We start from the raw sequence: 13075 nt of genomic DNA, 5'->3' as shown, positions 1-13075 counted from the left end.
TCGAATGGTTCTATAGGCCCGGCCCGGCTACAACTGGGTCATACAAAAACAACTATTCCACCGAGGTAACAAAGATGAGTGCGGCTTCTCTGTATCCCGTTCGTCCCGAGGTTGCGGCCAACACGCTGACTGATGAGGCGACCTACAAGGCCATGTACCAGCAGTCCGTCGTTAACCCGGACGGCTTCTGGCGCGAGCAAGCCAAGCGCCTCGACTGGATCAAGCCTTTCACCACGGTGAAACAGACTTCCTTCGACGATCACCATGTCGACATCAAATGGTTCGCCGACGGCACCCTGAACGTTTCCTACAACTGCCTCGACCGTCATCTGGCCGAGCGCGGCGATCAAATCGCGATTATTTGGGAAGGGGATGACCCTGCCGAAAGCCGCAACATCACCTACCGCGAGCTGCACGAACAAGTCTGCAAGTTCGCCAATGCCCTGCGTGGCCAGGATGTGCACCGCGGCGACGTGGTGACTATCTATATGCCGATGATCCCCGAAGCCGTGGTCGCCATGCTGGCGTGTACCCGGATCGGCGCAATTCACTCGGTAGTGTTCGGTGGTTTCTCGCCGGAAGCCCTGGCGGGTCGGATCATCGACTGCAAATCCAAAGTGGTGATCACGGCCGACGAAGGTGTTCGTGCCGGCAAGAAGATCCCGCTCAAGACCAACGTCGACGACGCGCTGACCAACCCGGAAACCAGCAGCATCCAGAAAGTCATCGTGTGCAAGCGCACCGGTGGCAACATCAAGTGGAACCAGCATCGCGACATCTGGTACGAAGACCTGATGAAAGTGGCAGGCACTGTGTGCGCGCCGAAAGAAATGGGTGCTGAAGAAGCGCTGTTCATCCTTTATACCTCCGGTTCGACCGGTAAGCCGAAGGGTGTACAGCACACCACTGGCGGCTATCTGTTGTACGCGGCGATGACCCACGAACGCGTGTTCGACTACCGTCCGGGCGAAGTCTACTGGTGCACCGCTGACGTCGGTTGGGTCACTGGCCACACCTATATTGTCTATGGCCCGCTGGCCAATGGCGCGACCACTTTGCTGTTCGAAGGCGTGCCGAACTACCCGGACATCACCCGGGTGGCGAAAATCGTCGACAAGCATAAGGTCAACATTCTCTACACCGCCCCTACCGCCATCCGCGCGATGATGGCGTCCGGCAAAGCCGCCGTTGAAGGCGCCGATGGCAGCAGCCTGCGTCTGTTGGGTTCGGTCGGTGAGCCGATCAACCCGGAAGCGTGGGATTGGTACTACAAGAACGTCGGCCAGTCCCGTTGCCCGATCGTCGACACCTGGTGGCAGACCGAAACCGGCGCGACCCTGATGAGCCCGCTGCCGGGTGCGCACGCGCTCAAGCCGGGTTCTGCGGCACGTCCGTTCTTCGGCGTGGTGCCGGCGTTGGTGGATAACCTGGGCAACATCATCGAAGGCGTTGCCGAGGGCAACCTGGTGATTCTTGATTCGTGGCCAGGCCAGGCGCGCACGCTATATGGCGACCATGACCGCTTCGTCGATACCTACTTCAAGACGTTCCGCGGCATGTACTTCACCGGTGACGGTGCGCGTCGTGACGAAGACGGTTACTACTGGATTACCGGTCGCGTGGATGACGTGCTCAACGTGTCCGGCCACCGCATGGGGACCGCCGAGATCGAAAGCGCGATGGTCGCTCACCCGAAAGTCGCCGAAGCGGCCGTGGTCGGTGTGCCGCACGACATCAAAGGGCAGGGCATTTATGTCTATGTCACGTTGATCGGTGGCGAAGAGCCGAGCGAGCAACTGCGTCTGGAACTGAAAAACTGGGTCCGTAAGGAGATCGGTCCGATTGCTTCGCCGGATGTCATCCAGTGGGCGCCGGGTCTGCCGAAAACCCGTTCGGGCAAAATCATGCGCCGCATCCTGCGTAAGATTGCTACGGCCGAATACGATGGGTTGGGGGATATCTCCACTCTGGCCGATCCGGGTGTGGTGCAGCATTTGATTGATGAGCACAAGATCATGAACGTCGCTTAAGCGGTTCTTGAGTCACCAAAGCCCCGCCCGGCATTGCGTCTGGCGGGGCTTTTTATTGCCTGATGTTTTTGTGTCGGCAGTTCGGGCCTCTTCGCGAGCAAGCTCGCTCCCACAGGGGATCTGCGCCTGGCACAAATCTTATGCTCACTGGAGATCAACTGTGGGAGCGAGCTTGCTCGCGATGGCGATCTGTCAGACACCACATCAACAACGGCCAATAATTATCGGCTTCGTCTGTAGGTGATTTCCCACTGTTACCTGCAAGCCTTCAAGTAACTGAATGTGTAACCGCTCGCTCCCATACGGGGCATTGGGAAACGCAAAGCCCCATCATCGGGCCGCACCAACCCCCATAAAAATAAGACACAACGCTATGCTTGCCGGATTAGAAGGCTTTGCCAATAATAGGCCCGCAATTTGCAGCATAGATCGGTTCACTGTCTTTTGCTCTTGCATGAATTTGCAAGGCTGTCAACGCGCCCAAGCGGCTTTCTCGGTGCTTCTGTAATTAGTTGTCGCATTGAAGAAATATCGGCTTCGGGCCTGTCGTTAGAATGCCGATCACTCGCTCGTTGTTGCTCGCGTTGAAAAAAACGCGCGATTCATACGACGCAGCACCGCTTTGCGGTTCCACTCATTCGCATATTGGGCTATCGCTCACTCTGCCGTTTTAGCCCTTTACCGATGGAGTCCCAAGATGAAGAAACTCGTGCTGCTTGGCGCCCTGGCACTGTCCGTGCTGTCCCTGCCGACTTTCGCCGATGAAAAGCCTCTGAAAATTGGTATCGAAGCGGCTTACCCTCCGTTTGCTTCCAAAGCGCCGGACGGCAGCATCGTTGGTTTCGACTACGACATCGGCAACGCTCTGTGCGAAGAGATGAAGGTCAAGTGCGTTTGGGTCGAGCAAGAGTTCGACGGTCTGATCCCGGCACTCAAAGTGCGCAAGATCGACGCGATCCTGTCGTCCATGTCGATCACTGAAGACCGCAAGAAGTCCGTGGACTTCACCAACAAGTACTACAACACCCCGGCTCGCCTGGTCATGAAGGCCGGCACTCCAGTCAGCGACAGCCTGGCTGAGCTCAAGGGCAAGAACATCGGCGTGCAACGTGGTTCGATCCACGAGCGCTTCGCCCGTGAAGTCCTGGCCCCGCTGGGTGCCGAGATCAAGCCTTACGGTTCGCAGAACGAAATTTACCTCGACGTGGCTGCTGGCCGCCTCGACGGCACCGTGGCAGACGCTACGCTGCTGGATGACGGTTTCCTGAAAACCGATGCTGGCAAAGGTTTCGCCTTCGTTGGCCCTGCGTTCACCGACGTCAAATACTTCGGCGACGGCGTAGGTATCGCGGTTCGCAAGGGTGACGCGCTGAAAGACAAGATCAACACCGCGATCACCGCCATTCGTGAGAACGGCAAGTACAAGCAAATCCAGGACAAGTACTTCGCCTTCGATATCTACGGCAAGTAACACGTCCCGGCGACAAGTCCGAAATGGCGCAAGCAACAGGATCTCTGAGGTTTGCGCCATTTTTTCATCCCCCTTTTCGAGGACCTGAATCATGTTGAAAGGCTACGGGGCTGTCATCCTCGATGGCGCATGGCTGACGCTTCAGCTCGCCTTGTCGTCCATGGTCTTGGCCATTGTTCTGGGTCTGATCGGCGTTGCGCTGCGTCTGTCCCCGATTCGCTGGCTGGCCTGGCTGGGCGACCTGTATTCCACGGTGGTCCGCGGGATTCCCGACCTGGTGCTGATCCTGCTGATTTTCTACGGTGGTCAGGACCTGCTCAACCGCGTCGCGCCGATGCTCGGTTTTGACGACTACATCGACCTCAATCCGTTGGCCGCTGGTATCGGCACCCTGGGCTTCATCTTCGGTGCGTACCTGTCGGAAACCTTCCGTGGTGCCTTCATGGCGATTCCCAAAGGTCAGGCAGAAGCCGGCATGGCGTACGGCATGAGCAGTTTTCAGGTGTTCTTCCGGGTGCTGGTACCACAGATGATTCGCCTGGCGATTCCGGGTTTCACCAACAACTGGCTGGTACTGACCAAGGCCACCGCGCTGATTTCGGTGGTGGGGCTGCAAGACATGATGTTCAAGGCCAAGCAGGCGGCAGATGCCACCCGCGAGCCTTTCACCTTCTTCCTCGCAGTGGCGGCAATGTACCTGGTGATCACCAGCGTCTCGTTGCTGGCATTGCGTCACCTTGAGAAGCGCTACTCGGTAGGCGTAAGGGCGGCTGATCTATGATCTTCGACTACAACGTCATTTGGGAGGCCCTGCCGCTGTACTTCGGCGGCCTGGTGACCACCCTCAAATTGCTCGCGCTGTCGCTGTTTTTCGGCCTGCTGTGCGCGTTGCCGCTGGGCTTGATGCGCGTCTCGAAAAACGCGGCCGTCAACATGAGCGCCTGGCTCTACACCTACGTGATCCGCGGCACGCCGATGCTGGTGCAGCTGTTCTTGATCTACTACGGTCTGGCGCAGTTCGAAGCGGTACGTGAAAGCTTCCTCTGGCCGTGGCTGTCCAGCGCGACGTTCTGTGCGTGCCTGGCCTTCGCGATCAACACCAGCGCCTACACCGCTGAAATCATCGCCGGTAGCTTGCGTGCCACGCCGAACGGTGAGATCGAAGCGGCCAAGGCCATGGGCATGTCGCGCTTCAAACTGTACAAGCGCATCCTGCTGCCATCGGCCCTGCGCCGGGCGCTGCCGCAGTACAGCAACGAAGTGATCATGATGCTGCAGACCACCAGTCTGGCGTCCATCGTGACCCTGATCGACATCACCGGTGCCGCGCGCACGGTCAACGCTCAGTTCTACCTGCCGTTCGAAGCCTACATCACCGCCGGCGTGTTCTACCTGTGCCTGACCTTCATTCTGGTGCGGATGTTCAAACTGGCCGAGCGCCGCTGGCTGGGCTATCTGGCCCCGCGGAAGCACTGATATGGAACGCATCGATCATTCATTGCCGTGGAGCCACTTGGGCAGCGAACGCCAGATTTCGGTGTTCCGCTTCGGCAGTGGCGAGCGCAAGGCTTACATCCAGGCCAGCCTGCACGCCGATGAATTGCCGGGCATGCGTACGGCTTGGGAGCTGAAAAAGCGCCTGACCGAACTTGAAGCCCAAGGCTTGCTCAACGGTGTGATCGAGCTGGTGCCGGTGGCCAATCCACTGGGCCTCGGCCAACTGCTTCAGGGCAATCATCAAGGGCGTTTTGAGGCGGGCAGCGGCAAGAACTTCAACCGGGATTTCGTCGAGCTGAGCGCGCCAGTGGCCGCCGAGCTGGAAGGGCACCTGGGTGATGATCCGCACGCCAATATTCAGCTGATCCGTCAGACCATGAGTGATGTGCTCGCCGCATTGCCGCAAGCTACAAGTCAGTTGCAAGGCATGCAGCGCATTTTGCTGAGCCATGCCTGCACTGCTGACGTGGTGCTGGATCTGCATTGCGATGCCGAAGCGGCGCTGCACATGTACGCCTTGCCGCAACACTGGCCGCAATGGCGTTCGTTGGCCGCGCACCTGAACGTAAAGGTGGGGCTGCTGGCGGAAGATTCTGGCGGCAGTTCGTTTGACGAAGCGTGCTCGCTGCCGTGGTTGCGTCTGTCGCGTCTGTTTCCTGATGCGCAGATTCCCCTGGCCTGCCTGGCGACTACCATTGAATTAGGTGGTCAGGCCGATACCGGTCGCGCTGAAGCCTGCGCTTACGCGGAAGGCATTCTGGCGTTCCTGGCCGAGCAAGGCCTGATCAGCGGCGAATGGCCAAAACCTGCGCAAGATGCTTGCGAAGGCATGCCGTTCGAAGGCACTGAATTGCTGTTCGCGCCGCATCCTGGCGTGATCAGTTTCTTGCGTAAACCCGGTGAGTGGATTGAAGCCGGCGATGAGATTTTCGAAGTGATCGATCCGTTATCGGATCGGGTCAGCACGGTGTGTGCTGGTACGTCCGGGGTGCTGTTTGCCATTGAACGGCTGCGTTATGCCCAACCCGGTTTCTGGCTGGCCAAGGTGGCGGGGCGCGAAGCGCTGCGTCACGGGCGCTTGCTCAACGACTGACTGACTGTTTTTGTGAGAACCGACCGCATGTACAAACTTGAAGTCCAAGACCTGCATAAACGCTATGGCAGTCACGAAGTGCTCAAGGGCGTGTCCCTGAAAGCGGCGGCTGGCGATGTGATCAGCATCATCGGCTCCAGTGGCTCCGGCAAAAGTACTTTCCTGCGTTGCATCAACCTGCTGGAGCAGCCGCACGCGGGCAGGATTCTGCTCAACAACGAAGAGCTGAAACTGGTTGCCAACAAGGACGGCGCGCTGAAGGCAGCCGACCCGAAACAGCTGCAACGCATGCGTTCGCGCCTGTCGATGGTGTTCCAGCATTTCAACCTGTGGTCGCACATGACCGCGCTGGAAAACATCATGGAAGCGCCGGTCCACGTGCTCGGCATGTCCAAGGCCGAAGCCCGCGAGAAGGCCGAGCACTACCTGAACAAGGTCGGTGTGGCGCATCGTAAAGATGCTTACCCGGGCCACATGTCCGGCGGCGAACAGCAGCGTGTGGCGATTGCCCGTGCGTTGGCGATGGAACCTGAGGTAATGCTGTTCGACGAACCGACGTCGGCGCTCGACCCGGAACTGGTTGGCGACGTGCTGAAAGTCATGCAGGCCCTGGCACTGGAAGGCCGGACCATGGTGGTGGTAACGCACGAAATGGGCTTCGCCCGTGAAGTGTCGAACCAGCTGGTGTTCCTGCACAAAGGTGTTGTCGAAGAAAGCGGCAACCCGCGTGAGGTGCTGGTCAATCCACAGTCCGAACGTTTGCAGCAATTCCTGTCGGGTAGTCTGAAGTAAACCGAACTCCCGTTGCGCACCGGGATAGTGCATGCTTCGCAATATAAAGGCTGACCCCGATCCCCTGTAGGAGCTGCCGAAGGCTGCGATCTTTTGATCTTGATTGTTCAAATCAAAAGATCGCAGCCTCGTTTTACTCGACAGCTCCTACAGGGGGGGGCGACAAGCCCGCTCCCACATTTGATCGTTGTTGGTTTCGAGATTTGCGTTCATTTACGGGCTAGCATTGGCCCATGCCTTCATCACTGTTTTCGTTTCGGATTGCCCGCCATGACTGCCCATCGAATTGGTTTCCTGATTTGGCCCAGCACTAAAGCACTGACGCTTGCGCTGGCTGAGGAGGCCTTGCGTGTTGCCCAGCGTGTGCATCCGGACGTTGTCTACGAGCTGTCGTTTTTGCAGGCCGAACCGCCGACCGAAGGCGCCTGGCAATTACCGGGTGAGCCGTGGGCCGGCAAGCTCGAGAACTTTCAAAAACTGTTCCTGCTCGCCGATGAGCCGCCGACCACACTCGCGCCGGCACTCAGTAGTTCGCTGAAACAACTGGTGCGTGCTGGCTGTGTGATCGGTGGTTTGTCGGCCGGTGTTTACCCGCTAGCGCAACTGGGTTTGCTCGACGGTTATCGCGCTGCCGTGCATTGGCGCTGGCAGGACGATTTCACCGAACGCTTCCCGAAAGTCATTGCTACCAGCCATCTGTTCGATTGGGATCGCGATCGTCTGACCGCGTGCGGCGGCCTGTCGGTACTCGACTTGCTGCTGGCCGTGCTGGCCCGCGACCACGGCGCCGAACTGGCCGGTGCGGTGTCGGAAGAATTGGTGGTGGAGCGCATCCGCGAAGGCGGCGAGCGCCAACGCATCCCGCTGCAGAACCGTCTCGGCTCCAGCCATCCGAAGCTCACCCAAGCGGTGTTGCTGATGGAAGCCAACATCGAAGAGCCGTTGACCACTGACGAAATCGCCCAGCATGTGTGCGTGTCCCGTCGGCAGCTTGAGCGGATCTTCAAGCAATACCTCAACCGCGTGCCGAGCCAGTACTACCTGGAACTGCGCCTGAACAAGGCCCGGCAAATGTTGATGCAAACCAGCAAGTCGATCATCCAGATCGGCCTGTCGTGTGGCTTCTCCTCGGGGCCGCATTTCTCCAGCGCTTACCGCAACTTCTTCGGTGCCACGCCGCGGGAAGATCGCAACCAGCGGCGCAGCAGCAGCCCGTTCGAATTGTCGTCGGTGCCATCGGAGCGTGGGTGACAGAGCAATCACGTCACCTGCTGAGGCTGATTTACTCCTCTATTTCGGAGCCTTCAGAAGTCGAGATCTCCATCTCTCCTCGATTGATCACCTCTTCCACGCCAAAGTCCATACCCGTCCGTTCGAAGTAACCGATCAGCCGTAGCAGGCTCTCCCCGGAAAACCGATTACCTCGAAAACTGATGTTTTCAGCGATTTCCACCGGCAGTTCCAACACGTCGCTGGGGACTTCGGTGATGGCGTTGCCACTGAGGTCGGCCCAGTCCAGCGCTGTCATTTGCAGCAGGCCGTGCGGTATTTCGGTGATACCGGTGTCATTCAGCAGTACGGTCGTGAGCTCCATCATCTGACTCAGGTCAGGCGTTTGCCCCAGGGGGTTGCGGGCCAGATCGAGATAGTCGAGCTGTTCCATTCCCGCCAGCGCACTTGCCGATTCCATTGACAGTGCGACGCGGCATTTAGGGAGCGACAGCGACCGCAGTTGACCCATCTTGAACACCGCATCGGGAATGTTGCCCAGATTACAGTCGCGCAGTTTGAGACGTTTGAGGTTGGGGAAAGACTCCAGAAAATGCCCGGTGCGGGTCACTCCGTCGGCGCTGCGTAACTCCAGCGATGTCACATGACTGAAGTCGGCGTTCAGGGTAGGCAAGTCGCCGTTGATGCAGGAGTCGAAAACGAGTTCATAGGTGGGCTCCAGCGCCTCATTGAAATCATCCAGTTCGCTTTCATGCCGCCAGCACTGCTCCAGTGTCTGTTTGAACTGGTCGCGGTTCATGTGTTCCACAAGCTGTTGTTGGGCGGTGAACGGTTCGCCCGTCAACGGGTGTTGGGCCGGAAGGTCGGCGGTCCATACCGCCAAGTCGTTGCTCAGTTGTGTCAACTCTGCTTCAAGGTTTGTCAGCTCGATCCGGCCGTCTGCCAGTGTGCCTGCCAGTTCATAGACAAACTCGCTCGCCTGTTCGACCTCCAGGTTCGGGTACAGCGCCCTGACTCGGTTGATGTCCGCCTCTGGGGCGTAGATACCCAAATCGTATGAGCTGTCGAAGTAGTGATGCTTGATCAGTTGTCGGGCGTTATCCGAAAGCGGATTGTGCGTCAGGTGTATTGCTTGTTTGGTGTACACCGGGCTTTCGAACAATTGCGAAGGCAGCTCACTGATCCTGTTGTGTAGCAGCTTGGCGGTATCAAGTTTGGGGTGGCGAACTACGCTGTCGGGAATGTCGGTCAGGCCGGTACGGCTCAGGTCCAGGTGAACAAGCTCAGGCATGGATTCGACACTGGGCACCATAGTGAACGGGTTCTGGTACAGATCCAGCATGACCAGTTTGTTCAATGAAGACAGCTTCGACCAGTTGGCTGCATCGAACCTGATTCCGCAATCGCTTAACACCAGCGCATCGAGGTCCGTCATTCGAGGAATGGCCTCGGGGAGGGAGGTCAGGAAAAAGCGTTTTAATTCGAGGCGGCGCAAACCATTGAAGCGCTGCAGGAACTCAGTAACACCCTGCACAGCATGACTGCCTTCAAGGGACAGCAATGACACATGGGGGAAATCGGCCGTCAGCGTGGGTAGATCGCCAAGAATCGGCTCGGAAAATCTGAGCGCATAGCGCGGCGTGTCATCCGGGCCATCGGCGTCCCGCTCTGATTGTCGGCGCCAACTGCGCTGGATTTCCTGGGCCAGGAGCCTGCGATTGTGTTGAGCGGCCTGTCGTTCCAATTCGTTCAAAGGGGCTCGGGTTTGCGGGTGAACAGTGGGCGAGTCATTTATCCAGGTGTTCAGGTCCTGACTCAGTCGCGAGAGTTCGCTGGACAGGCGTGAGAGCGCCATGCGCGCGCCATCGGGATGCGTTTGTAACTGTTGAACAACAGACTGGAGTTCCTCCTCGGAAAGGCTGGGGTAAACCTCGCGAACACGGTCGTTGAGGGATGGCGTCGGGGAGGGGCTGCGCTGGTATCCATTTGAGCCGCCAGGCAAGCGCATGGTCGTCGGATCGTAAAACGGTTTTCGATTGGGATTTTTTGCGAACAGCTTGCGGAGTACCGGTTGATTCAATGCATGTTCGGCGATACGTAGTTTGAGTGACTGAGCATTTGCGATCGATGGGCTCAACGCATTGCGCTGTGCTTGCGGCAGCGCCTGAAAAAGTCCCTGATAAAAATCACCGGGCACCGATTCGCGGTCTTGATAAACCTGGTAAGTGCCGTCTTCGGCGCGCACCAGTGTTTTCACGATCGGTGCATCGGCCTGGCCAATGCTGTCGCGGACAAGTCCGTCATGGGTGTAATCCCTCACTTCAATACGCAGTTCGGCGGGAAAGCCGGGCAGCGAACTCAGGCTATGCAAGGCCAATCGATGGGTGTTGGTGTTGTCCAAAACGTCGGAATAAAGGCCTTCACAGGCTCGGGTTGCGCGTACGGCCTCCATGGCTTTTAGTGCTGCCTCCTTGAGCCGTGGGGGCGTGCGACCGTTGTGCAGATGGCGTAACTCGGTCCCGGTGGCATTGCTCACCAGCTCTTGCGCGACATCGGTCGGCAATCCATTTACGTCGTCGAGCAATCGCTGAAGGTGCGGATCATCGGTTTTTTCCTGTGCGCGGTAGCGTGTCTCGAACAGCGATTGGTGGTGCTTTCGGGCGAGTTCGGCTGTTAGTTTTCTGAAGGCTCGCGTTTGTGTTTCCGGTGCCGGCATTGGCGTGTCGACAGGCCATGAATCGAAGCCGGTCAGCAGTTGGTGTTGCAGGGTCACATCGGCCTTCCGATAGCGCTCGGGTTGGTCGCTGCCGATCTGTTCGATAAAGGTTTCGATGTCCCGGTTGATCCTGAAGCGCTTGATCGTGTCTGTCAGCAGCGAAGGCGGGCGATAACGTTCGACATGCATTTCGCGCACTACGTTGTCGTGGTAACCGCTGACTCGCAGGATCTGTTCGCGCTCGGCACTGGTGAACGACTCGACGCTATGGCCGAGGCGACGCATGACCTTTTCCCGGTCCCAGTTCAGCGGTTGCTCCAGTTCTGTGTGCCAGGCGCCGTGGTTGTTATGCAGCAGAGGTGGCTGATAAGCATCAGTTCGGTTCGGATGCTCAATCTGAAACGTGCCTGGCACGCGGTCGGGCTTCACGGCATACAGTTTTCCCTCCAGTAGCAGCAGCGCCTTGCCCTCGTATTGATAGAGGCCGTGATGATCGGGTTTTGCTCCTTCGGGCAAAGTGAGTGCTTGTTCGTAAGGCTTGAGATCCGGCTTCCAGTAGCGGGTTTTTCCTTCGGGCGTTGTGACGGGTTTGAGTGGGTCGACAAGCGCAATAGCTTCACGCGAGAGCAAACGGCTGAGGGTCCGGGCAGCGATGGCACCGCCCACCGCAAATGTCCCCACCTGAACCACCGTTTCGACGAACGTCATCAGATGCCCGAACGCTTCTGTTTTCAGCCCTTCAGCCAGGTCCACTATGCCTTCGAAGGTTTCGTCGAGTAACTGGTAGGCCATGTAGCCCAGCATCAATTCGCCGAGAAACGGGACGAAAGGCAACGCAACAAACGTCGCGATTTCAAGGATTGTCGAGGCCACTTTGCTGAAGGCATTCCATAATGCCCATCGCGCGTTGCTGTCGGCCGTGGCGGTGGAGACGGCGAGCGTGCTTGCATCGTTGAGGATCTTGTTCAGCTGTCGCTGATAGAGATGGTTCCACAGGTCCGCTCTGAACGGGATCGCCGAAAACCGCAAGTCAGGCTTGTCGATGGGCGTTTCGCGCCAGCTCGGCAGTGGGTCGCCCTGTCGGTGTTGATGCCAGGTCACGCTCTGGAGGCGACGGTTGATATCCGCGAAAAAATGTCCTCTTTCCTTGTGGTCGACGAAGCGACTGAAGAACGTTTGATAAGCGGGCGAGCGCAGTTTGCGGGTCAGCTCGGCCATAAACGCCAACGTGTTCGGGTATTCCTTGAGAGGATGCTCTGGATCATCGGGAATGTAGGCAATGATCCGTGTTGCTGTGCATGCGCGTTCCAGGCTCGCCGAGAAAATGACAATGCCGGTCAGCGAGGAGGACATCATTGTCAGGTCGTGACCATACAGCGGCTGCCCATCCAGTCGAGCACCCGAACGCCCCTCCAGAATGCGCAGGATCGAGAGATGGGCATCCGCTGGAATATCCTTTCGGATTTGCGCCATCTGCAGCGCAGATTTGAGTGCTGTTTTGTGCGAGCCGATCACCTTCGATTTCAACACCGCACCGGCCACCGGGTTGGACAGCCCCAGATGGTCTTTGAGGTAAGCGTTGTACCGCGCGCCGATATCCAGTTCCCGGCATAGCCGGGTAAAGGCCGGGACAGTGAGCTTTTGCTTGACCGTCGGCAGCGTATCGAACTGCCCTGTGGGCGAAGGTTTGGTGATGAACGTCGAGGCTGACTCGTAAGCCCCTGCCGCTGTTTCCGATTGCTGAAAGTTATGCAGGACGGCGTCGAGCATCGACACGGTCCAGGTGCGCGCGGCGCCAGTCTTGATTCCGAAAAGCGGTACGGTTTGAGGGATGTACAGGCGCAGGAAGGTGGTTTTGACATCCAGATCCAGGTCAAACCGGGTTTTCAGCGCGTCGCTCAGCAGCGGTTCGGCAAAGGCTTGTGCGCTTTGCAGCTTCGACAGCATTGAGTCCAGACGATTTCGATGGGTCCAGTGTTCCTGACTGATCTTTTTCAGCGACTGGTGCTGCAGCGGTGTTGCGGTGCCATGCCAGTCCGGCGTCATAAGCGTGGCGTTCTTGAGCGCTCGGTGTGTACTGGACGATGCTTCTAATACCCAGACTGGCAGATTGTTGAACAGGTGATGGTAGTGATCGTCCGGTTGCGTAGCGGATCCACTGCCTCCAGTAGAGGAAAGGCGATCGTTCTCGTATCGGCTCATGCGCTATTCCCTTAGCGTTTTGAATGAGCCGCCAGCAAAACAGA

Annotated in this window: 8 protein-coding genes; 7 read left to right on the top strand and 1 reads right to left on the bottom strand. The window is 58.0% G+C overall.

All coding sequences use genetic code 11. From position 1 onward, the window contains the following. Positions 1 to 74: 74 nt before the first annotated feature. The 7 genes from acs (at position 75) to argR (ending at position 8134) form a co-directional block, all read left to right on the top strand. Complete coding sequence (gene acs / locus EAH74_RS04835) at positions 75 to 2030, top strand: acetate--CoA ligase (protein ID WP_140676558.1); 1956 nt, start codon at positions 75 to 77, stop codon at positions 2028 to 2030. Positions 2031 to 2727: 697 nt separating this feature from the next. Further along, positions 2728 to 3501 carry an ABC transporter substrate-binding protein gene (locus tag EAH74_RS04825; RefSeq protein WP_008154331.1) on the top strand — a complete coding sequence of 258 codons (774 nt, stop codon included), beginning with the start codon at positions 2728 to 2730 and terminating at the stop codon, positions 3499 to 3501. Positions 3502 to 3592: 91 nt separating this feature from the next. Beyond that, entirely contained in the window at positions 3593 to 4282 is a 690-nt protein-coding gene (locus EAH74_RS04820; protein WP_140676553.1) for an ABC transporter permease, read from the top strand. Next, entirely contained in the window at positions 4279 to 4977 is a 699-nt protein-coding gene (locus EAH74_RS04815) for an ABC transporter permease (RefSeq protein WP_111451530.1), read from the top strand. Before EAH74_RS04820 ends, EAH74_RS04815 begins: the two co-directional genes overlap by 4 nt. Position 4978: 1 nt before the next feature. Next, positions 4979 to 6091 carry a M14 family metallopeptidase gene (locus tag EAH74_RS04810; protein WP_140676550.1) on the top strand — a complete coding sequence of 371 codons (1113 nt, stop codon included), beginning with the start codon at positions 4979 to 4981 and terminating at the stop codon, positions 6089 to 6091. Positions 6092 to 6118: 27 nt separating this feature from the next. Further along, entirely contained in the window at positions 6119 to 6883 is a 765-nt protein-coding gene (locus tag EAH74_RS04805; RefSeq protein WP_033056742.1) for an ABC transporter ATP-binding protein, read from the top strand. Between the two features lie 270 nt (positions 6884 to 7153). Beyond that, positions 7154 to 8134 (top strand): transcriptional regulator ArgR, encoded by a 981-nt coding sequence (gene argR, locus EAH74_RS04800; protein ID WP_033056741.1) that lies wholly within the window; start codon positions 7154 to 7156, stop codon positions 8132 to 8134. A 31-nt stretch (positions 8135 to 8165) separates the two neighbouring features. On the opposite strand, the gene EAH74_RS04795 is transcribed toward argR, so the two are convergent. Further along, positions 8166 to 13031, bottom strand: coding sequence for a leucine-rich repeat domain-containing protein (locus tag EAH74_RS04795; protein ID WP_140676547.1), 4866 nt, complete (start codon positions 13029 to 13031; stop codon positions 8166 to 8168). Between the last annotated feature and the right edge of the window lie 44 nt (positions 13032 to 13075).

The sequence above is a fragment of the Pseudomonas mandelii genome (genome assembly GCF_006438925.1).
GTDB lineage: Bacteria > Pseudomonadota > Gammaproteobacteria > Pseudomonadales > Pseudomonadaceae > Aquipseudomonas > Aquipseudomonas mandelii_C.
The sequence above is the reverse complement of the archived record's forward strand: the minus strand, read 5'-3'. Positions and strand labels throughout refer to the sequence as shown.